This is a genomic window from Paenibacillus sp. EKM212P, from assembly GCF_011066115.1.
GTDB lineage: Bacteria > Bacillota > Bacilli > Paenibacillales > Paenibacillaceae > Paenibacillus > Paenibacillus polymyxa_B.
This window is the reverse complement of the sequence record NZ_JAAMNR010000015.1, coordinates 18407-44359: the sequence shown is the minus strand read 5'-3', so window position 1 is coordinate 44359 and position 25953 is coordinate 18407. Positions and strand designations below refer to the sequence as shown.

The following is a 25953-nucleotide window of genomic DNA, read 5'->3' as shown; positions in this document are numbered from 1 at the left end:
TTTTGTCGTTTTATTACCCTGTGACAGTATACCCCTCCGATATACAAAGGGTCTTAGATAAATTTCGGAAGATCTGTCTTTTCCTTATCCAACTCAAGGGCACACCACCCGGCGTGCCCTTGATATTTTTTTGCTGCAATGAATCCCTATTCGTTCCCCATCGTGCTGATGTCGATGACAAATCGATACCGGACATCCGAAGCAAGTACGCGTTCCCATGCCTCATCAATCTGATTAGCGGAGATAACCTCGATCTCAGGCGTAATGTGGTGTTCAGCGCAGAAATCAAGCATTTCCTGTGTTTCCCGAATACCGCCGATTGCCGATCCAGCAAACGACCGACGATGCGGGATAAGAGAGAATACTTGAACAGGCAATGCCTCCGGCGGCGCACCGACATTAACCAAGGTACCGTCCACTGCCAGCAGTGATAGGTAGGCATTCAAATCAATTTTCGCGCTCACCGTATTCACGATGAGATCAAACGTGCCGGCCAGCTTCTTAAATGTCTCCGCATCGCTGGTGGCATAATAATGGTCCGCTCCTAGTTTCAAACCATCTTCTTTTTTCTTCAAGGTTTGAGATAAAACCGTTACTTCTGCTTCCATAGCATGAGCGAGCTTCACAGCCATGTGTCCGAGTCCGCCAAGTCCAACAACTGCTACCTTCTTGCCGGAAGCAGCACCCCAATGGCGCAGCGGAGAGTACGTTGTGATCCCAGCACATAAAAGCGGAGCGGCGACATCAAGATCAATGCCGTCAGGAATTCGAACCACGAAATCTTCCGTTACGACGATGTGGGTGGAATAACCCCCCTGTGTATATTGTCCATATCTGTCGATAGCTGCGTAGGTACCCGTATGTCCATTAAGACAATATTGCTCATCTCCTCTACGGCAACTCTCGCACTCTCGACAGGAATCAACCATGCAGCCAACTCCTACTCGGTCACCAACAGTATACTTTGTGACTTCCGAGCCAACCTGGGCGACAACACCGGCGATCTCATGTCCTGGAACGATAGGATATTGGACTGGCCCCCAATCCCCACGGACGGTATGGATGTCAGAGTGGCAAATACCCGCATACTTGATCTCAATGAGAACATCATGCGGCTTAAGATCTCTGCGCTCAATTGTAGTTAGTATGAACGGACCTTCCAGACCGAACACAGCACGTGCATTAGCATTAATCATATATAACCTCCAGTGAATACAATTTTATCTGTTAGTCCTTTTTTAGAAATTAGTAATGATTATTCACATTTTTTTATTAACTACCAAGTGAACATCCCTCCTTTCTAAATTTAAGTTCTCCTTTTAGGTAATATTAGTGAGCCACAGAGAGCGGATAAACAAAACTTGTTGTTTTATCAACTCACGTCTATTATTATAAAAAAGAAGCCTAAGTTCAATGGTTAAAAAAGCGCAATTTGTTGAAATAACAACATCATCACGAAAAGTGTTCATTATTTTGAGTTGGTCAGGGGGGAAAGACTAAATGATAAAAGTGGATCGGAGAATTCTAAAAACGCAAGAATCCTTGAAAAAAGCCGTTATTGAACTGATGGCTGTAAAAAACTTCGATGACATTACCATTCAAGACATTGCAGACCAGGCAAACGTAAACCGTGGTACGATTTATCTTCATTATCAGGACAAATATGATTTGTTGGATAAACTGATCGAATCACACATGAATGAATTAGGCGAAATGGATGAATGGGCATGTAAGCTGGATTGGAGCAATGGACTTGTACCTTTTTTTGAGTATTTTGAGAAAAATTATTTATTTTTTTCGACTATGTTAGCCAGTAAAGGAGCCCCCTCTTTTAGAACTCGTCTTCTTGATTATGTTATGGGAGGATTCAGAGGTGAGATTGATAGAGAAAGTGGAAGAAATGTGGATTTAAATGAAGACGTTATGTTGCAATATGCTGGTACCGCTTATGTAGGGGTAATAGAATGGTGGATTAGAAATGAAATGCCGTATCCGCCACAAATCATGGCTGAACAAGTTGGAGCCTTATTGGAGAGAAGTCTATAGAGGGTTAAATAATAGGTTTAAATAGAGTCTATACTGATTGAAGATAACTGACCATTCCCATAAATTATCCATTTATACCATAATGCACAAGTTTTTCGTAGCTCAAGCCTTGTTAATCTGATATGTTCAAATTGAAATACCATTGAAAACTCACTGCCGTCCGGGTTGCTATACAATTTGGCGATCTCTGGCGTAGCGCCCCATGTTTCTCCAACCGTCAGCAGATCTCCAGCTTTTTGAAACGTCTCCTTGCTGAGTTCCCTGATATACTTATGCAGATTCGGCCCGTTGTTGGTAATTTTCAAATCTGGTTCTTTTCCGATTAAGTCAATTACGCCAAGCCGAAAACCGCCTACACCCTTGCTTATCCACCAATTGATCATTTCGTAAATCTCTTGTCGGACTTTTGGGTTTTCCCAGTTGAGATCCGGCTGTTTTACAGAAAAAAGGTGTAAATAATATTGTCCTATCTCGGGTACCCATTCCCAAGCTGAACCACCAAATATGGAACCCAAGTCGTTTGGTGGCATTCCTCCAACGCCATCTCTCCAGACATAATAGTCATGGTACGGATTTTCTTTACTTTTTTTGCTTCTTGAAACCAGGGATGCTCATCGGAAGTATGGTTTAACACCAAATCCATTATGATCCGAATGTCACGTTTCCCAGCTTCTTGAATTAACGTCCCCATATCATCCAAAGACCCGAACATCGGATCGATATCCCGATAGTCCGAAATATCACAACCAAAGTCATTCTGAGGGGATTTACAAACTGGTGATAGCCAAATTGCTCCGACACCGAGTTGCTGCAAATAGTCTAGACGGGAAACAATTCCTTTCAAATCGCCGATTCCATCACCATTACTATCTTGAAAGCTCCGTGGATATATCTGGTATACAACCGTTTCTTTCCACCATTTTTTTATTTTTCATTGTTCATTACAACCCTTCCAATACACGAATAGGTGTTTTTATCTCAATCAAGTCACAGCATACAATTACTCTTTTACCGATCCTACAACAATTCCAGTCACAAAATATTTTTGAAGCAGCGGATAAATCAGCAGCAGCGGGATGACAGCGACTACGATTTTGGCCGCATTTAGATTTTTGTTTGAAATTTCAGTCAGGTTGCTAAGTTGTGCTGAGTTGGTGCCTGATTGAAGAAGTTCCGCAATATCCACGTTAAGGGACTGAATATAAGTCATTAGCGGATAATTGCTGACTTGGGTCATATAGATCAAACCGCTAAAGAAATCATTCCACGTTCCCACGATACTGAATAGTGCTACCGTCGCCAGCGCAGGGATGGACACGGGAACATACACTTTGAACAGGACCTGGAGCGGATTCGCCCCATCGATGAATGCTGCTTCTTCTAGCGCCTTAGGTACAGCAGAGAAGAAGTTCATGACAAGGATGACACTGAATATAGGGACAGCTCCCGGTAGAACAAGCGACCAAATTGTATTAAGCATATCGAGATTTTTGATCAGTAGATAACTCGGGATCATCCCGCCGCTGAACAGCATGGCAAAAATCATGACATTCATATAAATGTTTCTGCCCCTAAATTCCCTTTTCGACTTAGAGAGCGGGTATGCCATTAAAATAATAAGAATCATGTTGAGAATAAGTGTGAGCACAACACGTAGAACAGATATGCCAAAGGAACGCCAGAACTGAGCATCATCGATAATTTTCATATACGCTGCTGTTGTAAAATTGACCGGTACGAGACCTACAGCATTAGCTGACACGGCCTCGCTGCTGCTGAATGAAATCGCAACGATATTCCATAACGGAAGAAGGCAGATCAATGCCAGAAATATGACGATGGCATTGATGACAAACCGGCCAATTCGATCTTTTAGGCTTACAGAATATGACATAGGCTTTGCCTCCTTAGAATATTTTTCGGTCGGTGTATTTCTTGGCCAAATGGTTGGCGGACAATAGCAAAACAATACCGATCACTGACTTGAACAGGCCAACAGCCGTACCGAAGCTATACTGTCGCCCAACGAGTCCAATCCGATATACATAAGTATCCAGAATATCTCCCGATTCATAGACAACCGGATTATACAGATTATAAATTTGATCAAAGCCGGCACTCAAAATATTGGTCAGACTCATCACTCCCATGAGCAGGATAATAGGCAGCATGCCTGGCAATGTAATATGCCATACTTTTCTCCACCAGCTGGCTCCATCCATTCCTGCCGCTTCATACAGACCCGGATCAATCGAAGTAATTGCAGCCAAATAGACGATGGAACTGTAACCGAACTCCTTCCACACGTCTGTCCCAATAATCAGCGGCTGGAACCAGGTGTTGCTGCCGAGAAAATTAATATTCTCCAGACCGAAAAAAGCCAAAATTTGATTCACAATTCCATCCAAACTGAACATGTTAACAACCACGGATGCTAGAACTACCCAGGATAGAAAGTGTGGCAAATAAACAATTGTCTGTACGGATTTTTTAACGAATTTGATGCGGATCTCATTTAATAAGATGGAAAAAATGATAGCCATCATTGTTCCCAATAGAATCTTGGCAATGGCAATCACCAACGTATTACTAAAAACCTGTGCGATGTCCGGCAGCTTAAACATATAAATAAAATGCTTCAGCCCTACAAATTTGGAGCCAAACATCCCCTTGGCTGGTATATAATCCTGAAACGCCGTAATGACACCGACCATCGGAACATAGCTGAATACCAGTAAAAATAAAATCCCCGGAAGCATCATCAAATGATACATGGCACCCGTGCCCAACCGACCTTTTACTCTATCATTTCCCTGTTTCATGGATGGACCCCTTTCCTGAAGAAAGGCTGCTATCGCAGCCCTTCTCGCAGTTCATGATTGTTTATTTTTCGGATGCAGCCTCGTCTTCAATTTCCTGAATTACCTGGTCACCACCTTGTTTCTTCCAATTGCTAACGAAAGTATCGAAGTAATCCAGAGATTCTGCACCAGTCACGATTTTGATGAAAGATTCCTGCTCCATCTTGGTCAGATTAGCCCATGTCTGTTTCATGCTTGGTGTAGTGCCAGAGAAGGCGGGTGTCATCCAAACGAATTTGTTTTCCCGTGTCAGTTTGTCGATGAGTCCCACTCCGTTGATACGCGAGTGATATTTCGCCCAGGCTGTTACGTTATCCGTATCCATATCGCTCAAGTAGGTTTGAATACTTTTAATATTGTTCTTTGATTCTGTTGTCCGGACCTGATCCAAACTAATCTCCCCTTTAATTCCGCGAACAATGTCAGAGTAATCATCCAGCAGCGAAGTAGCCGAGTTGACTTCAATATTAAAAGGTCTGGTAGAACCGTCTACGCCGTTCTCTTGATACTTGGCGGCTTCTGGCATAGATGTTTCTACATTTTTATCATTTGCCAGTTTATCGTAGAAAAGGTTTACTATTTTAACGGCGAGTTCCGGGTGTTCATATCCTTTTCTCACAACGATAAACTGATTGGCTGGATTGGCGTGTGCCACGTTTACCTTTCCGTCTGCATCCTCCAAAGTGTAAGCCGTGAATTTCGCATTCTTATCCATCTGCTTCACGCTGCTCAGACCCCAGTCAGGAATATGCCATGGTCCAAAAGCAATACCACTTTGGCCGTTGGTGTACAGTGCCGTAATATCATCAAATGTGCGTGTTCCAAATTGCGGGTCGATGAGGCCTCTCTTGAACCAATCTGCCATGACGCCTAACATCTGCTTGGTTTCCTTTGTTGTCGAGCCATAAACAATGCTGCCGTCCTTCCCCTTCACCCAGTATTGAGGGAATGCACCCTTGGTGGAGGCAACTCCCAGCATGGTATAGGCAGAAGCATTATAGTCACTTGTATTCAGGGTGTTCACAAAGGGAATACCTACCGGTTTCCCAGATTGGCCAGGATCTCTTTTCAGGAATTCCTCAGCCGTTTTCTCCACATCATCCAGTTTGATGGCCCCGTCTCCGTCTGCGTCAAGTTGGATTCCCAGTAGATCCAGCCAATCCTGACGAACCCAGACCATGGTGGGCGCGGAATCTAGGGAAGTAGCCGGAAGCCCCATTAAACGTCCATCTATCGTCGCACTGTCTAATGCACGGCCCTCATAAGAGTCGTAAATGTTCTTGATGTTATCTGTGGCATACTGTTTGTAAATTTCCGTCATATCTTCAATCAGATCATTATCAACCAGTTCTTTGAGTTCATCCTTGGAATCAACACGCATCATGTCAGGCAGTTCCCCAGAGGCGATGGCGAGAGAAACCTGACGGCTGTAATCTTCTCCGTTGGCTTCAAATTGGTCTTTAATCTTAGCGTTAAACGTTTCTTTAACCAACCGAGTATACGCGTTGTTCTCATACGTATCTCCAGCCGGCAGTTTCGGGTTGGCTGTAGTCACACGACCCATCGTTACGGTTATTTCGTCTTTATAGGCACTGAATGGGTCTCCCGGTGTTGCCTCATACTTGCCCGCTTCCTCCGCAGTGGGAGGATTGGAGGAACCCCCACAGGCTGCAAGGGTTGAAATCACCAGGGCAGACATCGACAGCGCAGCCAGACGTCTCGTCAACATTTTGCTTTTTATGAACCATTTAGTTCTCATCACATTCGATTCCCCTTCGTTATGAATATTTCTCTATCATTGTTGTTTGCGCTTTCATTATATAGCTCGGAGAAGACAAATCGAGATAGGGATTGAACGTCTGTTTGGATAGATAAATGTATGCGGTTTCATCCGGGATCATAAAGCCAGAGTTGGCTTGTAAGCATTTATCCTACCTTTCGACATACATTTGTCTATCCTTACTTACTAATCAAAGTGAAGAACAAAAAAACCGGCAACTCCTGTAACAGGAATCGTCGGCTTGATTAATGGAATTTTAAGAGTGTCTTATAGAATTTATCGTATCACATTCATGATGTTCTTTAGCGATGATTATGGGCTGCAGTCACCTCCACAGTCACTTGATCGCCCCCTTGTTCCTTCCATTCCTCGACAAATTGATCAAATGAATCGATCGGTTCAGCGCCTAAAATAATTTTTAAAAATGTATCATGTTCCAGTTTTGATAGTTCACCCCAAGCCTTCTCCATCGTTGGAGTTCGTATATAGGTAAGGCTTCGAACTTTATGGATGTTTGGATCGAAAAAATTTCTTCCGCCTACAAGAAGCGAATAACTCCGCATAAAGCTGTCGCTGTGTACATTCCAATAGGAAATACCATATTGATCATAAGGCTTCAATTTGGTTTGTTTTATTGTCGAAACCAAGTTTTCCAGCAATTTGTATTCAGACTTGTCCTTGAAATCGGCGGGTGTTTTGGTTCCCATCAGAATATCCTGCGCGGCCTTCGATTCATATCGTGCTTCATCTGCCGGAGCAAAGAAATTGCGGCCCAGCATAAAACGCGTACCGTACTTGAACTCATCACGAAGGTACAGATTGTTAATTTTAATGATCGCTTCGGGATGAGCATATCCTTTTCGTACCACCAAGAATGAACTTGACGGATTATCCACCTTCACATGGTATGCTCCGTTTGCATCCAGCGGGAGTGCGTATGCTTGCCAGTTCGCCTCCGGCTCGTTCTGCCAAGCGCTCGGAAGGGGCCAGTACCCAGCATAAAAACCTTGAAAGAACATCCCCGCCTGACCGTTAATAACTGTTTCTTCCGCTTCTTTGCGGATACCCAGTTCTGGATCGAGAAGGCCTTTGGCGTACATTTCACGCAGTTTGACCAAGGCGTCCTTCGTTTCCGGTAGAACCGAACCGTATACAGGTTTTCCATCTTTGCTCAGCCAATATCCCGGAAAAGATCCATATGCTGCGAAGATTGGGGTTAGATCAAAAGAAAAAGCACTGTTGTTGAAATCGTTATACAGTCCAGTGCTTGAAGCAAGGCCAATCGTATCCCGCTTACTGTTTCCATCTGGGTCATTCTCCACAAAGGCCTTGGCGATAGCTTCTAGATCATCTACCGTTTTCGGCGGCTTAAGTCCAAGACGGTCCAGCCAATCCTGTCGAATCCAGAGCATGCTGAAGTCTTCCGCTGTCACAGAAGGAACAGCCATTATCTTGCCAGCGAAGGTCACTTGTTCCATAGCCAATCCGTTTGTGCTATCAATAATTTTTTTTATTTCCGGTGATGCGCTGCTATTGTATGCCTCGGTTAGATCTTCAATTTCTCCAGCCTTGATCATCTCGTTCAGCTGGAGCTGATTTACAATCATGGCATCCGGCAGATCATTGCTGGCGATAGCCAGGTCGATTTTCTGACTCAGATTTTCCTTCGATACCTGCCATAATACCTGGACATCAATGTTAAGGTTTTGTTTAATCACCGTTTTCCATATATTCTTCTCAAGTGTTTCTCCTCCGGAGAGATCCGCGCCTGTTGGGTCTACCGCATATCCCAGTCGGATGGAAACGGGATGTTCATATTTCCCAAATGGATCGGCAGCGGCAGTGTCCGAGATTGTTTTCGTTGGTCCCATCGGCGATTCCCGGAAGTATGGTTTGCTGAAATATACGGTCACTGCAATTAAGCTGACCACAAGAACACATGCAGCCATCTTCTTAATCATCGCTTTCCCTTCTTTCGCCCGGTTTATTGGTCATCTGGGAGAGTACGCTATTTATCCCCTCTGCCGAGGTGTCGATATTCGCTTGGCAGCAGACCTGTCAATTCGCGAAAAATTCGGCTGAAATATTTTTCATCCGTATAACCCACTCGCTCCGCAATCCAGAAAATCGTGTTGTTTGTATTCAATAAATACTCTTTAGACTTCTCTATTCGTATAAATCGGGAGTACTCATTAAAGGTTTTCCCCATCAGATCCTTGAAGCATTGACTAAAATAGCTTCGGCTGATGTTCAGTTGCTGAGACAGACCTGAAGCTGTAAAAGCTTGATCCAAATCATTTTGCATGATCATAATCGCTTTTTTCACGGCGTCTACAATTTCCTGTGAATACGAAGTCTGTTCATCTGACTTACGAATGCCCACAGAGGTCTGCTTGATCCAATCTTCTACCTCGTACCAGGCTTGAAAAGAATGGATCATTGAGATTCTACCCAGCGTAGTCTGGGCAAAAAGGTGATTCCATTCCATAACTATAGAGTATAGCAATCCCATCAGCTGGCCTTTATGCAGTCTTAGTGATTTGAGCTGTTCAATCAGTTGGTTGTAGTAACTGTCGTTGTGGGTCCATGGTGATAGGAACCAACTTTGCTTAATACGATCCATGTCTTCATCCTTCGGTTCTATTGGAAAAGAGTCCTCTACATTCATCGAAACGACAATGACAGGATCATAAGGGTTGTATGCATAGAATAAGGACGTTTCTGTATAATTCATAATCCAGTTTTGGATTTGCGACCATGTTCGGCCTTGTACATCGGACATAACCAGCAAGGCGCCTTGGGGAACTTGATCCAGGGATTCTTTCAGTTTATGGAACAGCTGATCCTCTACGTCCATGGATGCCGCCCACATCCAGCAGTTCCGTTCAACCTCCCATCGGATCTCGTCTACATTGGATGTCAGTTCAATCGGCCAGCTCTGTCCTGACTTGCGGTCCAGTGAAACAAGTGCATACACATGGCGATAATGGACATTGGTCTCACTTAGCAGAGGCAGCTTTCGTCTTGTATTCGCCAGCTCGTCAATCCGGGTATGTATTCGATGCAGCACGTGTTCGAATTGCTCCTTCTCGAGCTGGACTTTGGCTATATAGTCGATGGCTCCAAGTCTGAGCGCTTCCTGGATATAATCGAAATCTTGATGCAGTGTTAATACGACAATATGTAGTTCTGGATAGAGCTGCCTTGCAGCTCGCATCAGTTCAATACCTGACATCACCGGCATCGCGAGATCCGTCAACATCAGATCGACCGGTTGGGCTTTCAGAAAATCCAGTGCTTTCAACCCGTTACTTGCTTCTCCTACAACCTCCATATTGAACTCGTTCCACGGCATCGCGGAGCTTATTCCTTTTCGTACTAATTTATCGTCATCCACTATCAATACCTTAATCATCCTCAGATATCTTCTCCTTTGATAGGAAGTATGAGCAGTATACTTGTCCCTGTACCCAATTCACTTTCGATCACCAGTTGTGCTTGATCTCCGTACTGTGCCCTCAACATGCGGTGGACATAATTGAGTCCGATGCCCATCCCTACTTTTTTATGTTCAGTTATACGATTGTTCAGAAGTCTTTGAATCGCTTCCTCGGTCATGCCTGCTCCATTATCCTGTATTAAAATATTCAGCGTTTTGGCAAGTGTAACTTCAATTTGAATAAAACCTTCGTCACTCAGTCCATGATAAAGTGAATTTTCAACCAACGGTTGCAAAATAAAACGAGGCACAGGTATTTGAAGCACTTGATCATCCGCTGAAATACGTACGTCAAATTCAAAATCATATCGAATTTGCTGCAGTATTAGATACTGTCTTAGCGCATCAATTTCCTCTTCCATCGTGGATACTTGCCCTAATTTACCCAAATTGTAATACAACAGCTTGTTTAAGGATTGCACCAACTTGTCAATCTCCCCTTGTCCGTTCATGACGGCCAGCCAGTGCACAGTATCCAGCGTATTCATCAGAAAGTGAGGATTGATCTGATATAACAATTTTTCCACTTCCAAATCTGCACGAATCTTCTCTTTCTGCTGCACTTCCTTGAACAGGTCGCCGATTTGATGCTGCATATTTGAGAATTCCCCCAACAGAAAATCAAACTCGGGAATTTGAGTCCGGGTCTGGCTGCCTGCCTTTTGTGGATTCTGAGACATTCCGTTAATTTCCGAATGGAACAGACCGAGTGGTTTGTAAACCATCTTCCACAGAAGCCAAGCCAGAAATACGGTAAAGCCGAGAAAAAATAAAGCGACCAGTAATATTTGAAGCAACCACTGGTTTTTCTCCTGTTGATACTTAGCCTGCGAAATTACCGATATGACGCTCCAATTCTGACTGGAGTCCTCCTTAAACCAATGGTAATCACGGGATATTCCATCTTTTGCAGTATCTTTTGATATGCTGGAGAAATTCTCTCCGACCTTCATCGCTTCTGGAATTTCACTGTAAACAATGTTGCCCTCACCATTCAGGATTAAATGCGATAACGCTCCTTTGTATTGATTGTAACCCAGTATATCCTGAGTAAGACGAAAGCCGGATTCGACGTAAATATATACATCGTCCCTTTGAGGCAGCTGTACCTTTCGCATAGCAGATAAAACAAGCTGATCATCAAATCGGTTCATACTCATATGGGGACCATAGTACGCAATGCCATATGATTTGGAAAGCACAGGCAAAGACACGGGAGAAAAACGATCTTTAATGGGAAAGTTAGCGAACTGTGTAGTGCCTTCTTTCTGGAAATAGTATAAGGTCAGACCTATATTCGGATTAGTAAACGTTACGACATTTAACTCATTCTTTAATTCATCTCTAGCCTCAATCAATTCAAATATATTGGAGGAAGGCTTCAAGACTTCATCCAGTTTTTTTCCTAATGTACCACTATATGATAATTGCTGAGTAACATGATTCAGGTTGGTAATTGAATTTTCCAGTGATGAAGTTACCTGCTGTAGATTGCTCCTAATTCCATCATTGATTTTATTCGCAAAAATGGAATCAATAGTATAGTAAGAAATTGCAAATATACTAATAAAGGGAATAAACGCGCTGAGAAAAAACAATAAAAAGATTCTTTTTTTAAGTGTCATTCCGACCCATTCTCCTTAGGTAAATGAAACAGCAAGCTCCTGGTTATGAAGCTTGCTGTTTATGAACAACAGCTCTATCAATCTTCCTCATAGGCAGCGACCTATTTGAAAATTGGCGACATTTTTCGATTCAGATTGAAAAAATCAGGATACTTCCTTCTCGGTGAGGTCCAATTCTGTTCATAATTATAGATTGATATTCAAATATGTCAAACGCTTTCATGGAATTCATAGAACTTATTCTCCCTTCCTCTTTGCATATATGACTTGCCGTTTTTAATTGCTTGTTGTAGTCCTTCCGTTCACACGAACCAAAAAAAAGAAGCGACATCGTTCAAGATATCAACCCAGTTTTTTTCTTGTCTTTACGTATTTTCTTCTGTTTTCCGCTCTACCTGTTCTTGTTTTTCCAGTGTCTGTCATTCTACTTAGATTTTCTGCATACAAAAAAAGCTCACTCCGTCTTTAACAAGTGGAATAAGCCTTCTAAGTCTGGTCGAGTTTTATATAATCAAGTTTGTGGCGGATCACTTCTAATACTTGATAGCATTGACTCCGTTGTTCTTCAATATATATACTTGCTGAACTCCTTTATCGGCAATTGTTTTTCCTTAATATCGATTTCAATAAAATTGTCCTCCGGCCAGATTGGGAGCAAACACCAGGTAACGCGGCCTGACGATTCATATCGGAGTTTAGCTGTAAACCTCTTGTTCCAGCACCCGATTTACAGCCTTGATAAAGGCAAGATAACCACCATCGGTATCGTGCCGATGAGGAGAGCCAAAAGCATTGTCTCTTCAACCTGGTTATCGTCTAACTCATAGCTGTTTGTCAGGATTTCTCTGATCTCATCGACGGGTGTACCGAGAGCAAACTTCTGAGCTGCTTTATAGATATCATAGTTCTCATAGATATCCTTCCGTGTCACCTTCTGCAAATCGATAAAATCATATATTTTTTTAACGAAATACAGCACCGCCAGCATAATTGAGATCAGACCCGCAATTGTTAAAATTTCATTCATTCCCCATACCTCTTTCCCTTTCACTCAGTTGACAGCTTAGCCGATGAAACAGACGAACAAGGTAGTGCCCATCTCACATGCCAAACCTCCTTATCCTCTTTACTTCCGAGTTCAGCGTAACATTTTCACCATTAGTTTAGGATTAGGGTTTCCATATAGGTATAAAGATCACCTTAAGATTTAGATGACAGATGAAAAATAAAGAGACCATGCTCCAAAAGAGCATGATCTCCTCTAATTACATCATTATGATATTATTACCTAGCTATCATCTCCAACCTGAAGCATACGGTAACCAACTCCGATATGTGTTTGAATAAACTTAGTTTGTGATGATGTTTTTTCTATTTTTTTTCTCAACGTTGCCATAAACACACGCAGGGCAGGAATGTCATAGCCGTGGCTGCCCCATATTTCATGCAGAATAAAATTATGGGTCAGTACTTTGCCTACATGTTTTGCCATCAGGCAAAGCAGTTTATATTCGCTTGGGGTCAGGTGAATTTCTTCTTCACCAATCCATACGCATCCTGCAGCATAATCAATTTTTAAATTTCCATTAATAAAGCTGGAAGCATCCTTCAGGAGCTTATCACTGTCATTTCGAATTCTTCGTAAACTGACTCGAAGTCTGGCCAGCAGTTCTTCTACACTGAAGGGCTTTGTTAGATAATCGTCCGCTCCGGCATCCAGCGCATCAATTTTATCCCGATCTTCACTGCGTGCGCTGACCACGATAATAGGCATATTCGACCATGCACGAAGCTTTTTTATGATATCTACACCGTCCATATCTGGCAGCCCCAAATCCAGAATCATTAGATCCGGCTGCTTGGATACTGCTTCTAAAATCGATGCCTCCCCTGTTTCAGCTGTATGATATTTATACCCCTGTGTCTCCAGCGTTGTCGTAATCAGCTTGCGGATGGGTTTATCGTCCTCCACAACAAGAATAAAAGGTTTATTCATGAACATTCACTTCCTCAGCTTGCAGGGTAAAATAAAAAACCGTCCCTTTAGGGACATTGTCCTTAACACCAATAGTACCTCCATGAGCATTCACAATTGATTTGCACAGAGAAAGCCCCAATCCTAATCCACGACGTCCGTCCCCATGAATGTTGTCTGCCGTATAAAACATCTCAAACAGTCTAACCTTGACTTCTTCTGAAGAAATACCGGGTCCATCATCTGAGATTTCTACAATGACTATATGTCTCTCGTGTCTTGCGAAAATTGTGATGTGAGAGCCATCTTGGGTATACTTGATTGCATTTTTATAGAAGGAGGACTGAGTATAGGGGATAATATAGATTTCAATATTAGGAAGCAAGGCCGTTAGTTTATCCATTACATTGGATTTTGCAAGCCCTCTCCTCTTGTAAGGGGAGCGTCCTAGGACAATTTTCGATACACGGCTTGTTTTGACATATTCGGCAATCTGTCCTGGAATATCGTCTCCATACATCGTTGCGATTTGTGCACCCATTTGCTTAGCCAGCCTAAGGTTTTCCCTTAACTCCGCTTTATTTTTTGATGTCAATTCTCTCGCTTCTGGTGTTTCCACAAACAACGCGGTGAAATGACCATGAAAAGCTGCCGCCATTCTTGCTGCTGTTCGGATCACTTTCTTATTGGAAGCAGCCGAAGACAGGCAGACCAAAATATGTTCTTTCGTATCAAATTCATTTGTTATCGCCTGCTCACTGATTTGCTCCGCGATTCGGTTTAACTGACTTGCTGTATTACGCAATGCAATTTCACGTAGAGCCGTCAGATTCTCCTTGGTAAATAAATGAGCCTGTGTATTCTCCTCCTCAGGATAAATCTTTCCCTTATTCAAACGTCCTATTAAATCATCCGGTTCAATATCGACTAATTCCACCTGATCAGCACTGTTAAATACACTGTCCGGTATGCGTTCGTTAACAGAAATGCCAGTAATGGAGTAGACAATATCCGTTAGGCTTTCGATCTGTTGAACATTCATCGTCGTATATACATGAATTCCTGCGCGAAGAAGCTCCTCCACGTCCTGATATCTTTTTTTATGTCGGCATCCTGCCGCGTTGGTATGGGCCAAATCGTCCAATAAAATAAGGTCAGGACTTCTCTGGAGCGCTTGGTCCAGATCAAATTCCTTAGTAGAGGATTCTTTATTTGAAATTTTAATGTAAGGAAGAAGTTCAAGTCCTTCCAACAGCGCCGCAGTGTATGGTCGGGCATAATGTTCAATATATCCAACTACGATATCTATACCCTCTTTTTGCTCTTCGTGGGCGTCGCTAAGCATTGCACAGGTCTTCCCAACACCTGGTGCATATCCAACAAAAACCTTCAGTCTTCCTCTTCTTTTCCTTACCGGCAAGTCAGTTATTCGATCAAGTATGGACCCGGCATTGTTCTGTTTTGCTGCCATCCTGTGCCCACCCTCTACTATATTCTCTCTCAATCCTTAGTATATCATGAGCAAAATCAGTACCGTATTACGAATTTGCCTACAGCATTAAGATTGCATTAAGATCCGATCTTATGTAATAACATCCTTAAAGAAGCCTCAAAATCCTGATTCTGTCCTAGCTTTCTCATTGGAAGGATAGCAGCACAAAATAATATAAAAAACTTTCTCAGGCTGGTTAAGCACGAATTTTAAATGATTTTCAGTTTTTTTGAAAATACAGTGAATTTTTCCTGTTTGTAAAAAAATTCAAGATTGCACGTTGCCGCAATCTAGCTACAGCGTATTAAAGGTTCCACGCATGAAAAATAAGACCATCCTTCGTCCTTTCCGAGAGTCCGTAGTTTGCGACTGCCGATAGCTTCGCACCCGAACCGTCTAACTGCCGAACATCGGCATTCGCCTGTGCTTCGGGATTAAAGCCAATCGTTTGCAACAACAATGCGACAAAGAGAACGATACTCCAGATACGTCTCAAGATGGGGCTTGCCTTCCTCCTCATACTAAACTTGATTTTATTTTACAACCAACTTCTCTTGAGAGATTAGGAGTAAATAAAAGAGGGTAAAAAACAAAATCTATGCGTTTTCAAAAGAGCAATCGTATGCATATAATTATACTCAGAGACATGGTTTTATTCATTTAACAATTTGTCAATGCTTATATTAAAGATAAATTTCTAACGGCTTCCCCATCTGCTCCTTGATCCGTTCACTCCACATTCTTCGTTTAAACATACGCTTTTCTCTGAAAATCCATCTTTTCACTGTTTTTAGCCATTCACTGACTAGCTTCTTGCAAAAACTCTTCGAATATGTGGATTAAGTTCTCGCTATGCTATTACATTGAAGGAATCATCCCCTTTTTAGTACTAAATATAAACTCTTAAAACCTTAAAAATATGTCCCTAGCAATGCATTGACCAGTAAAAGTATGGATGATATAATCATAAAAGGAAAAAATCATTGATATAGAGCCCTATGTTAATGGGCTTTTCTCATAGTTTCTTTTGTAAGCGCGTACAATGATTATTTTCCATATATACCGTGGAGGAGGCGATCAATGAATCCATTTTATCAAAATAAATGTCTTTCTTTTTTTTACTTTTAATGCAACCGTTTGCACTATCTCCCCTACTAAATATTATCAGGAGGTTGTTAACTTGCTAAGGAAAAAAACTGGGAGTTTTATTTCTTGGTTGATTATTTTATCACTTTGCTTCAACTTCTTCGGTTTACCCGGCGTAGCTTCGGCCAGTAACACCGATTATACATCCACCTACACGAATTCCACAGCAACTGCCCTTCCATCGACAACCGCTTCTATCACGTCTACCGTAACCGCAACGTATGCACCTACCACAACACCTAAATCAACTCAAACTGGGTTAACGGTTCACTTTAAGAAACCTTCAAGCTGGAATTCAGCGATTCGAATCCATTATTGGAATCTGAATCCGACAACCGTTCCGATAAGCGGGGCGTGGCCGGGAATCCTGATGAAGCCGGATGGAAACGACTGGTACAGCTACACCATTGCCGAGGCGACAGGCTCAAGTCTCATCTTCAATGACAGTAGCGGCAAACAGACGGCCGACTTGTCCCGCAGTGTGAAAGAGGGCTGGTATTACACAGATAACACATGGTATGATGCCAGCCCGGAAATGCCTAAAATTCCGGTGATTTCCGCCTCTCCTGTACCCAAAACTTATGATTCGTCCCAAACGGTGACGCTTTCCAGCACCAACAGTGACGATAAGATTTACTATACGATAGACGGTTCGACACCTACGACATCCTCGACCTTGTATACCTCTCCAATCCAAGTTGCTTCCTCTTTGACCATTAAGGCCTTCGGTGTCAACTCAATCGGTCAAACTGGAAATCCATCCTCTTTCGCTTATGTGATTGACCTAAATGCAGATCTGCAAGCTCCGACAATCACAGCGAATTTGCCTACCAGACATTCCGATTCCCCGGTGACTGTATCCTTTAACCTGAAAGATAACAAGGCGGCAACGACCAAGGCATACTATACGGAGGATGGTACAGAACCAACCACAAGCTCAAAAGTCTATATCCTCGGCAACGCGCTGGCTGGATTGACTGGGCCGTCTATTCTTATCTCCAAAACCACGACATTAAAATTTCTCGTTATAGACGGCGCTGGAAATCAAACCAAACAGAGCTTTGTTTATAATATTGGAAATAAAGGTGATTTTCGGGAAGATACTATTTATTTCGTAATTACTTCCCGGTTCTATGACGGTGATCCGAGCAATAACGTGCACGCATGGGATGATGGAAAGGCGCGCAATCCAGAGTCGGACCCGGCTTGGAGAGGGGACTTTAAAGGGCTGATTCAAAAGCTCGATTATATCAAAGCCCTCGGATTCAGCGCCATCTGGATTACACCTGTTGTGCAAAATGCCAGCGGTTATGATTATCATGGTTACCATGCAATAAATTTCGCCAAAGTAGACCCACGGTATGAATCGGCGGGAGCTTCTTACCAGGATTTGATCAATGCGGCCCATGCCAAAGGGCTGAAGGTTATTCAAGACATCGTTGTCAATCATACCGGTAATTTCGGTGAAGAGAATCTGTATCCCATGTTCAAGAAAGATCCAGCTAAACCCGATACCGCTAACAACTTGGTGAAGACTACGGATAAGTTGCCGCCAAACTATGATTCCATGACACCCGATCAGCAGTATCAGGCAAGGCTCGCCTTAATGAAGTCAGAGGGGACGAACAATAACATTTACCATACAGAGAAAAGTCTCTCCTGGGAATCCTATACTGTTCAAACCGGTCAGATAGCGGGCGATTGCGTGGATTTGAACACGGAAAACCCTGCAGTTAACAAATATTTAATTGATACCTACAATCACTATATAGACATGGGTGTTGACGCTTTCCGTGTCGATACGGTGAAGCATGTAAGCCGGTATATTTTCAATAAATACTATATTCCTGCCTGGAAGACAAGAGGCGGCTCGGATTTCTATATTTTTGGAGAAGTAGCCACTCGTTACAGAGATGTCTGGAACAGTGGAATTCCAGCGATCTCGACGCCATTCTATACTTGGAAAAGCTCAAAATCGTATCCGGGCGATGGAAAGAATGACTACGCCTCCAATAAAGCGTCAGTTGAACAAGAGTGGGCGGACAACTCTACTACAGCAGGACAGCCAACCTCGAACAATGCTTTCTTAAACGGAAATACTTATCATACGCCTGACTATTCGATGAAATCAGGCATGGATGTGATTGATTTTCCAATGCATTGGGCATTCAAGACTGCACAGGAAGCATTCAGTATGAAAGGTGGCGATCAATACTATAATGATGCTACCTGGAATGTAACCTATGTCGACTCGCATGACTATGCGCCCGACCAGGCTCCGGAAAATCAAAGATTTGCGGGCACACAGGACACTTGGGCCGAGAATCTCGATCTGATGTTCACCTTCCGCGGAATACCCGCTATCTTCTATGGCTCCGAAATCGAGTTCCAAAAAGGGGCAACCATTGATACAGGTCCAAATGCACCGCTAAGCAAAACAGGACGGGCATATTTCGGCGATCACATGGAAGGTAGTGTTACGGTACAAGATTACGGCAAATACACAAATGCTACCGGCACACTTGCGGAATCGCTCAACCATCCTCTGGCGAAACATATCAGACAGCTTAATTTAATCAGAAGAGCTGTTCCCGCCTTGCAAAAAGGACAGTATTCCACAGAGAATGTATCGGGCAATCTGGCGTTTAAGAGAAGATATACCGACAGTGCCAAAGGCATTGACAGCTTTGCATTGGTCACGATTTCAGGAAACGCCACGTTTACCGGAATTCCGAACGGAACCTATGTGGATGCGGTGACTGGTGATTCCAAAACCGTTACTGATGGCAAGATTACCCTGACATGCTCCGGCAAAGGAAATGCAAGGGTATATGTATTGAATGGCAGAGGTGGAATTGGAGAAACGGGAGACTATCTGAAGTAAACGGCAGTATGTCTTAGTTAACTGAAGCAACCTCAGTTCGGTATTGCACCGTGCTAAGGTTGCTTCATTAAAAAGTAGATCCAAGAGAGAGTCGGATATTGCTCTGGACTAAATTTTTAATAACAAGATGCACCAACGATAGCTTCTATGTGCGTACATTCCTCCGTATATTTAATGACCAACAACCATCAAGTATTAACGGGTTATCGCTTCTACCCTGCTCTCTGGAAGCACCTGAAGAGTTGCATTCTGAAGACGGTAACCAGTTGTACTGGTGGTTCATAGCCCTCTCAAGGATAGAGACTATCAGATGCTTAATGAATGAAAAAAATGATTTAGATGTTCGGCAAACAATTTAGGATTTTCCATAGCGGCAAAATGACCGCCTTTATTCGCTTTCTCCCAGTACGTAATATTATAGACGCGTTCTACCCAGCTTCGAGGAGGCGTGGGTAGCTCCTTGGGAAATAAGGAAACCCCTGTTGGAACAGTAACACGCTAGTCTTCGGTGAAATGCAGTAGCATTTTGGTGCCTTCAGTATATATTCGTATGGAAGAAGCAATCGAATTGGTAAACCAGTAAATCGATATGTTGGTGAGGATATGATCAAGTGAAAAAGACCTTTCCATATCTCCGTCACAGTCACTCCAACCTTGAAATTTTTCTACCATCCAGCTGGCAAGACCGACTTGAGAATCACTTAGTGAAAAAGCCAGTGTTTCCGGCTTCGTTCTGTGAAGGGCGCTATAAGCACCTTCTCGGTCCAACCACTCAGCTACGATGTCAAAGTAAGCTTGCTCTTCTTCGCTAACAGATGGTGTATTTGGAGTGAGGGGTGGCTTGTAGCTTCCAGGAATATAATTGAGATGAAGTCCCCTCACCCGTTCAGGGTACATGAATGCTAACCATGTTGAGACCCCTGCTCCAATATCCCCTCCCTGAACCAAATAACTTTCATAACCCAAACGATCCATAAGTTTTGCCCACAGCGTGGCTACGTATTTGGACCCCACTCCCGGCCGTGTGGGTTTACTCGAAAATGCAAAGCCTGGCAAAGAGGGAATAATCACGTCAAATGCCTCTTCAGCATGTCCACCATATAGCGATGGGGTTGTTAGATAAGGTATTAGTTCTAACATCTCTACAAATGATCCTGGCCACCCATGAGTCAGCAACAGTGGTCGTTCGGATGTCCCTTCTCCCCGAACATGCACAAAGTGTATATCGAGAAGCCGTCCACATGTTCAATAAACTGTGGGAAACGGTTTAACCATGCTTCCTCCTTGAATCGTAATATTCTTTTTGACTTTGGCTGCATGAGATGTCGTATCAGGTAATCAATGAAATGATATCTGAGTAATGGTATTCGGAGGACAATAAAAAAACGGCCTTCATGCTGGATCATTCAAAAGAGGCCGTTTTTTCACGTGTAACATCGCTGATCCCTTTTCGCCAAACTCCGTTTGTTATGATTGACCACTACAAATTTCTCCTGGTTTTAATTCCCTAATGCTTTCTGAAATGACCATGTATTTATCTTAGCCTAGCGAATGATTTATTTAGAACAGTATCTAATGCGATAATCGGACCAAGTTCTTGTCCCTCAGTTCCTGTTTTAATCCATCATCTGGAACCTCTGGTATTGCGATTAGGAACGGCCAATCGGCAATCGGGATATTTGTAGTATCCCCTATCAAATGCTCGTTCGCTGAGGGACACCGTTGGATCAATTTTTACGAGCCCCCGCTGTTGCCCTCTTTACTGGAATCCGGAAATTGGGGCGAGGCACTGGCTAAAATCAATTAAATCCTATCCATCGGAGATCCAACAAAAGAACCTTCTCGCGCTCAGCAGTTTACGATGCTGCTTTACCTTTTTATAATCGTCTCAGGTGAAACCATTGGGTAATATTTATATCGTCTACGTATGGAAAGAGAGCCGCTTATCTTTTTCTCAATACAGATTTGAAAATCGCGGAAGTCAGCAGCCAGCTCGGTTTTATGGCACCTCCCCACGAATATCGAAGCCGATAAATGACAAAGACAAAAATGAGAACACGCAATCCGTATTCCAGGATCGTGTTCTCATTTTGTTGAGCTATTTTTGGGCTTCTGCCATCCACCTTTCAATTACTCATATATCACTGAAGGTAATATCATGAAAATTTTTACGTTTTCTATAATGTTCCTGTCAATTCTGCCGATTTAAGCACCTTCAACAACTTGGGTAACTCTACTTATCGGGAGACAGATTAATGACATCGTTGAAGATAATGGTATCAATCTAATCGGAAGGTACTTGATCTCACGGTAGCAGCCGATATCGTTCGTCACTGCACTGGACCTTCGCTGATACAAAGAACGCGGTCCGCGAGGGTCCGAAATGTATGCCGCCATCAATTGGCAGTTCCACGCCCGTAATGTAGGAAGACTCGTCCGATGCCAGGAATAGGACGCCGTTGGCGATATCTTCCGGCTTGCCCAAACGTGGAAGCGGCGTCTGTGATAGGAACCATTGATTCATATTCTCGTCCTTAAACAAATCGACTGTCATTGGCGTCTCAATGTATCCGGGATGGATGGAGTTCGCGCGGATATTGTACTTGGCAAAATCGACTGCCGTCGCCTTGGTCAGCATACGTACGGCGCCTTTGCTTGCGGTGTATGGGCCGGAGCCGCTCCCGCCGGTCAAGCCTGCGATGGAAGAGATATTGATAATCGAGCCACCTCCCGCCTCGATCATGTGAGGAATGACATACTTCTGGCCGAGGAAAATGCTCGTCACATTGATAGACATTGTCTTTTCCCAGCCTTCGACAGTCAGGTCCATAAAAGGCGTCGCGTTGGACACCCCCGCATTGTTGACTAAAATGTCGATCTTGCCGAACTTCGCAACCGTCTCATCTACAACACGAACCCAGTCTTCTTCGGAAGCCACGTTGTGCTTTAAGCCGATCACTTCGCCGCCGTTCTCGACGATCTCGCGAATCACCTCCCGGAGCTTGTCCTCCTGCAAGTCCGTTATGGCGACCCTTCGCGCCTTCTTTGGCAAACAGCAGCGCATCCGCTTTCCCCATGCCGCCAGCGGCGCCAGTAATAATCGCTACTTTATTGGCCAATCTCATAAGGTCACCTCATTCAACCAATTTTTTTATAAATGATAGTTAGACTATCATATTTTTAGTATACTTGACGTCATTTCGTATTGCAAATCCGTTCCGCAAGTTATTAAAAGCGTATAAATTACGCTATAATAGGAAAAGACCATAGTAGTTAAGAACTCTATCCAAGCGGAATCGCCTGCAAATAGAAAGAGGTGAAATGGCGTTATGCCATCGACCGGATTGCGTGAAAGGAAGAAAAACACACGTTATAAAAGTATTGTTCATAAAGCAGAGAAATTATTCCTCGACAAAGGACTGGACCATGTCCAAATGCAAGATGTCGCGGATGCCGAGGGCATCGGCATCGCCACGTTGTTTCGATATTTTCCAAAAAAGGATAAACTGATTGTCGCTGTTGCCGTTGCCAACCTCGAGAAAAACATCGGGGCATTTAGAGAACTCGCAGGCTCGGACCATTCGGCATACGAGCGACTGGAGAATGTATTGGACTATTTAACGAAAGACGACCATGTGCAGCCAAACAACGGGGTCAAGTTTCGAGAGGCATTTGAAAGCTACGCTTCCTTTGCGAAAAGCCCGCTTCAAGATATTCAGGATTACATCGATACGCAAAAGGAAATCTCCAAAATATTCATGCGTATTATTGATGACGGGCGGGTTGACGGCTCCATCCGAACGGATATTCCAGTTAAAGAGACCCTAATCACGATTATTAACGCATACGGTACCTTCGGCAACAACATTGCGCTCAAGTCGCCGATCTCATATTTGGAGGACGATGTTACTCCTCGTAAACAGCAGCGTATCCTAAAAGAAATGCTGCTTTCGTATATCCGTTCTTAGGGATTCAAGCACCGCACACGAATTACAATATTTCTTGTAGGAACAGATTGTACGCGTCAGCCCCTCTTCAATGTCAATAGTGGGGTCCCAACTTAGAAGTCTGATTGCTTTATCAATGTTGGGACACCTCATATTTGGATGGTCCTGGGGTTAGCGGTTGAAACGTAATTTTGCTATTGGATTGTGTCAATTTCTTTGATGAGTTGAGCGATATCCAAGAATAGTATGCTCCACAGGATTACCGATGTTAATAATTACTCCGGTAGCCTCTGCCTGATTGACAGAATTAAGAGATTGCACTTCCATCATCATTCCTTAACCCACCCCAATAGGGGTTAAAGATTCGGGCTATTTTAACCTGCACCTTATAGAGGGGAAGATACTTAGCTTCGGCGGTATACTTACCAACATGTGTATGTGATCCGCACGTGCTTCCGCTTCGATAATCTCTACTCCTTCTCACACGCATAGTTCCCTAAATTTTTTTCCTATCTCTCGTTACAAATTCCCGTAGATTACTTGTTTTCTATGCTTAGGAGCAAATACGATATGATATTTACAGTTCCACTTCGTATGTGCTAGACTGCTCTTGTCCACCCTTTGTCCTCCCTGGTAAGTTTGAGCGGTCGACAAACCGGCTCTCATCTTATCACCTGAGTTCAAAGGATGACTACTCATAGCTTTCCTAAACCCCCAGTCGAACTGGAGTTTTCTTGTGCAAATAAAAAATCGTACATAAGGGCATAAACCTTATGTACGATTGGGCAATAGTATTTAAAATTCTTGTAAAGTTCTCGGAAGGCCTCTATCTTTAAATAGATGCCTAAGTTTTCTTCGCAAATCTTCTCTCTGCCAACACTCCCGAATATACATTAACCCTAATAAATATATTAAACTTTTTCAATGGCTAAGGATTACAATATATACTGTTCGTTAGGCACCTTTACCTGTTCAATTCAATATGTACAACTAAGAATAGATTCAATTGAAACTAAACAAGCTGGCGCCGAATAAGTTTCGACGCCAGCTTCCATTCTAAGTTTTTTCTTTATGATGTTGACTCCTCATGGCTCCATATCCTTTGTAGTTCTACTATCTTTAATTCGTTTAGTAGTACACTGCCTTGCAGTGACTTCAGCTCCAGTCTGTTCATATTATAATCCTGAATATGGTTCATGCACAAATATGCTTTACCGCCGTTAATATAGATTTCAGTTATGATTGTGTCAATAAGAATTCGTATTTCAATGTCCCCTTCGTAAGGTTCTGCAGGAGCGAAGCTTTCCAAGCAGTTCAATTCCTTTTTGCTGCCATCGTAGCCTATGGTGAGTCCAAAAATTGATAAACTAAACCTTACATCGCTTGTTGGTGAAAGATTCAGGGTAATATCATAGAGCTTGCCTGTTAACTTCTCTGTAAATGCAGAACCTGAAACAAGCTGAATATTCTCAACACTATCGTTACTCATAAACAATTCTTCAATTTCTCGAACCGGATAGGCACATAAAAAGACATCATCTTGATAGGTTTTTAGTTTCATCTCACAAGGGAAGTTCATGCAGCCCCCAAAGGGTACCGATGGGATTGTACTGGAACTATGAGCAATCCTGATTCTTCTTCCATCTTCTCGTTGGATATTGGACCAGGATTGTGAAGCATAGCCGCTATTGCCATACTTCAGTTTCTTCAATTCTGTTTCAGGTTTGAAAGTATTCCCATCAAAGCTGCCTATAACATAAACATCCGATGCACCAATGAGTACCCATTTGATTTTTTGTTCATCGTCATCCAATGCAAGTGGATAAAAGTCAGGGCATTCGGCCTCATCAGATAGAGTAATGACCTGGATTTGCTTCCAATCCAACAGATTTTTTGAAGAGAGTAATGCAAACTGATGATTATCGAGGTAAAGAGACATGATATAACTGTTACTTTGTTCATAATAAATGATTTTCGGGTCCCTATTGCCAGGCACAATCTGTTGCACCAAAGGATTTTTATTATATTTTTTAAAACTGACGCCTCTGTCTGTACTGTACGCAAGGCATTGAGTAAAGGGCTGACCCTTCGAAGTTTCAGAAGTGTTTCCAGCTGCTGTATAAAATATCAAAATCACATCATTTTCATTCTCTTGGAGTCCAGTAACATTATTCGTGTCTACGATAGCTGATCCTGAAAACATCGTTCCTGTAGGATCGGGATATAAAGCAATATCTTTTTCATTCCAATGAACCAGGTCCCTACTCACTGCATGTCCCCAGTGCATATTCCCCCAAATGTTCCCAACAGGATTGTGCTGATAAAACATTAGATATTGATTGTCGTAATAGACCAGACCATTAGCATCGTTAAGCCACCCTCTTTTGGCGGTAAAATGGAATCCTGGGCGGTATTGATCTGTATAAGCCTCTTGGTCTGGAAGTCCTTTATCCGATTTCTTTAGTTGCAAGTCAACTTCGGGGACACAAGTTAATTCCAATTGATTGCCCTTAAATCGTTCAACATTTAAATAAAATTCATAATCAGGATTGATAAAATCCAACTGAACCTCAAGATCATATTGCATAATTCCATCGATATAAAATTCTACTCGCTTCTTTTGAGCATGATGACTTGCTGGAAAAATAAGATACTTGGAATCACATACCATTTTCAAATTAAAAACCTCCATCTTTTC

The 25953-nt window shown here is 42.9% G+C and carries 17 protein-coding genes and 3 pseudogenes; 3 read left to right on the top strand and 17 right to left on the bottom strand.

All coding sequences use genetic code 11. The features are described from left to right. Positions 1–146: 146 nt before the first annotated feature. Entirely contained in the window at positions 147–1196 is a 1050-nt protein-coding gene (locus G9G54_RS24065) for an NAD(P)-dependent alcohol dehydrogenase (RefSeq protein ID WP_165179877.1), read from the bottom strand. A gap of 304 nt (positions 1197–1500) precedes the next feature. Here G9G54_RS24065 and G9G54_RS24060 point away from each other — a divergent pair, with 304 nt between their 5' ends. Further along, positions 1501–2046: a TetR/AcrR family transcriptional regulator gene (locus tag G9G54_RS24060; RefSeq protein WP_165179876.1), complete on the top strand. Its 546-nt coding sequence runs from the start codon at positions 1501–1503 to the stop codon at positions 2044–2046. Between the two features lie 77 nt (positions 2047–2123). Here the strand turns inward: G9G54_RS24060 and G9G54_RS24055 are convergent. The 11 genes and pseudogenes from G9G54_RS24055 to G9G54_RS24005 form a co-directional block, all read right to left on the bottom strand. Beyond that, positions 2124–2974: pseudogene (locus G9G54_RS24055) on the bottom strand (alpha-amylase family glycosyl hydrolase); the annotation flags it as partial. A 72-nt stretch (positions 2975–3046) separates the two neighbouring features. Then, a complete protein-coding gene (locus G9G54_RS24050) occupies positions 3047–3940 on the bottom strand; it encodes a carbohydrate ABC transporter permease (RefSeq protein ID WP_165179875.1) in 894 nt (297 codons plus the stop codon). A gap of 13 nt (positions 3941–3953) precedes the next feature. Then, positions 3954–4868 carry an ABC transporter permease gene (locus tag G9G54_RS24045; protein ID WP_165179874.1) on the bottom strand — a complete coding sequence of 305 codons (915 nt, stop codon included), beginning with the start codon at positions 4866–4868 and terminating at the stop codon, positions 3954–3956. Between the two features lie 61 nt (positions 4869–4929). Next, positions 4930–6666, bottom strand: a complete 1737-nt coding sequence (locus tag G9G54_RS24040; RefSeq protein ID WP_165179890.1) for a sugar ABC transporter substrate-binding protein — start codon at positions 6664–6666, stop codon at positions 4930–4932. Positions 6667–6989: 323 nt separating this feature from the next. Continuing rightward, positions 6990–8648 carry an extracellular solute-binding protein gene (locus G9G54_RS24035; protein WP_238808405.1) on the bottom strand — a complete coding sequence of 553 codons (1659 nt, stop codon included), beginning with the start codon at positions 8646–8648 and terminating at the stop codon, positions 6990–6992. Positions 8649–8695: 47 nt separating this feature from the next. Next, positions 8696–10102 (bottom strand): response regulator transcription factor, encoded by a 1407-nt coding sequence (locus G9G54_RS24030; protein WP_165179873.1) that lies wholly within the window; start codon positions 10100–10102, stop codon positions 8696–8698. A gap of 2 nt (positions 10103–10104) precedes the next feature. After that, positions 10105–11811 carry a sensor histidine kinase gene (locus G9G54_RS24025; protein WP_165179872.1) on the bottom strand — a complete coding sequence of 569 codons (1707 nt, stop codon included), beginning with the start codon at positions 11809–11811 and terminating at the stop codon, positions 10105–10107. 727 nt (positions 11812–12538) lie between these two features. Beyond that, positions 12539–12838 carry a hypothetical protein gene (locus G9G54_RS24020; protein WP_238808396.1) on the bottom strand — a complete coding sequence of 100 codons (300 nt, stop codon included), beginning with the start codon at positions 12836–12838 and terminating at the stop codon, positions 12539–12541. Positions 12839–13099: 261 nt separating this feature from the next. Further along, the gene (locus tag G9G54_RS24015; protein ID WP_165179871.1) at positions 13100–13807 is read right to left on the bottom strand and encodes a response regulator; all 708 of its coding nucleotides are present in this window, start codon (positions 13805–13807) and stop codon (positions 13100–13102) included. Continuing rightward, entirely contained in the window at positions 13800–15257 is a 1458-nt protein-coding gene (locus tag G9G54_RS24010) for an ATP-binding protein (RefSeq protein WP_165179870.1), read from the bottom strand. Before G9G54_RS24010 ends, G9G54_RS24015 begins: the two co-directional genes overlap by 8 nt. A 325-nt stretch (positions 15258–15582) precedes the next feature. After that, the gene (locus tag G9G54_RS24005) at positions 15583–15774 is read right to left on the bottom strand and encodes a hypothetical protein (protein WP_238808394.1); all 192 of its coding nucleotides are present in this window, start codon (positions 15772–15774) and stop codon (positions 15583–15585) included. A gap of 684 nt (positions 15775–16458) precedes the next feature. Between G9G54_RS24005 and G9G54_RS24000 the strand changes: the two genes are divergently transcribed. Further along, positions 16459–19308, top strand: coding sequence for an alpha-amylase family glycosyl hydrolase (locus tag G9G54_RS24000; RefSeq protein ID WP_165179869.1), 2850 nt, complete (start codon positions 16459–16461; stop codon positions 19306–19308). 498 nt (positions 19309–19806) lie between these two features. On the opposite strand, the gene G9G54_RS23995 is transcribed toward G9G54_RS24000, so the two are convergent. Further along, the gene (locus G9G54_RS23995; RefSeq protein ID WP_274597362.1) at positions 19807–20532 is read right to left on the bottom strand and encodes an alpha/beta fold hydrolase; all 726 of its coding nucleotides are present in this window, start codon (positions 20530–20532) and stop codon (positions 19807–19809) included. 1159 nt (positions 20533–21691) lie between these two features. Then, positions 21692–22433, bottom strand: a pseudogene (locus tag G9G54_RS23990) (SDR family NAD(P)-dependent oxidoreductase); the annotation flags it as partial. Between the two features lie 204 nt (positions 22434–22637). On the opposite strand from G9G54_RS23990, the gene G9G54_RS23985 reads away from it, so the two are divergent. After that, positions 22638–23276 carry a TetR/AcrR family transcriptional regulator gene (locus G9G54_RS23985; protein ID WP_165179867.1) on the top strand — a complete coding sequence of 213 codons (639 nt, stop codon included), beginning with the start codon at positions 22638–22640 and terminating at the stop codon, positions 23274–23276. A gap of 186 nt (positions 23277–23462) precedes the next feature. On the opposite strand, the gene G9G54_RS26095 is transcribed toward G9G54_RS23985, so the two are convergent. The 3 genes and pseudogenes from G9G54_RS26095 to G9G54_RS23975 all read right to left on the bottom strand — a co-directional run bounded on the left by G9G54_RS26095 (position 23463) and on the right by G9G54_RS23975 (position 25926). Then, the gene (locus G9G54_RS26095; protein WP_274597361.1) at positions 23463–23588 is read right to left on the bottom strand and encodes a hypothetical protein; all 126 of its coding nucleotides are present in this window, start codon (positions 23586–23588) and stop codon (positions 23463–23465) included. A 66-nt stretch (positions 23589–23654) separates the two neighbouring features. Continuing rightward, a pseudogene (gene tnpA, locus G9G54_RS23980) lies at positions 23655–23921 on the bottom strand (IS200/IS605 family transposase); the annotation flags it as partial. 403 nt (positions 23922–24324) lie between these two features. Beyond that, positions 24325–25926 carry a glycoside hydrolase family 32 protein gene (locus G9G54_RS23975; RefSeq protein ID WP_238808418.1) on the bottom strand — a complete coding sequence of 534 codons (1602 nt, stop codon included), beginning with the start codon at positions 25924–25926 and terminating at the stop codon, positions 24325–24327. Between the last annotated feature and the right edge of the window lie 27 nt (positions 25927–25953).

What these genes read in the sequence shown, in the direction of transcription:
- G9G54_RS24050 (WP_165179875.1), bottom strand. Translation starts at nt 3,940, where the DNA reads ATGTCATATTCTGTAAGCCTAAAAGATCGAATTGGCCGGTTTGTCATC.
- G9G54_RS24015 (WP_165179871.1), bottom strand. Translation starts at nt 13,807, where the DNA reads ATGAATAAACCTTTTATTCTTGTTGTGGAGGACGATAAACCCATCCGC.
- G9G54_RS24060 (WP_165179876.1), top strand. Translation starts at nt 1,501, where the DNA reads ATGATAAAAGTGGATCGGAGAATTCTAAAAACGCAAGAATCCTTGAAA.
- G9G54_RS23975 (WP_238808418.1), bottom strand. Translation starts at nt 25,926, where the DNA reads ATGGTATGTGATTCCAAGTATCTTATTTTTCCAGCAAGTCATCATGCT.
- G9G54_RS23985 (WP_165179867.1), top strand. Translation starts at nt 22,638, where the DNA reads ATGCCATCGACCGGATTGCGTGAAAGGAAGAAAAACACACGTTATAAA.
- G9G54_RS24045 (WP_165179874.1), bottom strand. Translation starts at nt 4,868, where the DNA reads ATGAAACAGGGAAATGATAGAGTAAAAGGTCGGTTGGGCACGGGTGCC.
- G9G54_RS24020 (WP_238808396.1), bottom strand. Translation starts at nt 12,838, where the DNA reads ATGAATGAAATTTTAACAATTGCGGGTCTGATCTCAATTATGCTGGCG.
- G9G54_RS26095 (WP_274597361.1), bottom strand. Translation starts at nt 23,588, where the DNA reads ATGATGATGGAAGTGCAATCTCTTAATTCTGTCAATCAGGCAGAGGCT.
- G9G54_RS24030 (WP_165179873.1), bottom strand. Translation starts at nt 10,102, where the DNA reads ATGATTAAGGTATTGATAGTGGATGACGATAAATTAGTACGAAAAGGA.
- G9G54_RS24035 (WP_238808405.1), bottom strand. Translation starts at nt 8,648, where the DNA reads ATGATTAAGAAGATGGCTGCATGTGTTCTTGTGGTCAGCTTAATTGCA.
- G9G54_RS24065 (WP_165179877.1), bottom strand. Translation starts at nt 1,196, where the DNA reads ATGATTAATGCTAATGCACGTGCTGTGTTCGGTCTGGAAGGTCCGTTC.
- G9G54_RS24010 (WP_165179870.1), bottom strand. Translation starts at nt 15,257, where the DNA reads ATGGCAGCAAAACAGAACAATGCCGGGTCCATACTTGATCGAATAACT.
- G9G54_RS24025 (WP_165179872.1), bottom strand. Translation starts at nt 11,811, where the DNA reads ATGACACTTAAAAAAAGAATCTTTTTATTGTTTTTTCTCAGCGCGTTT.
- G9G54_RS24040 (WP_165179890.1), bottom strand. Translation starts at nt 6,666, where the DNA reads ATGAGAACTAAATGGTTCATAAAAAGCAAAATGTTGACGAGACGTCTG.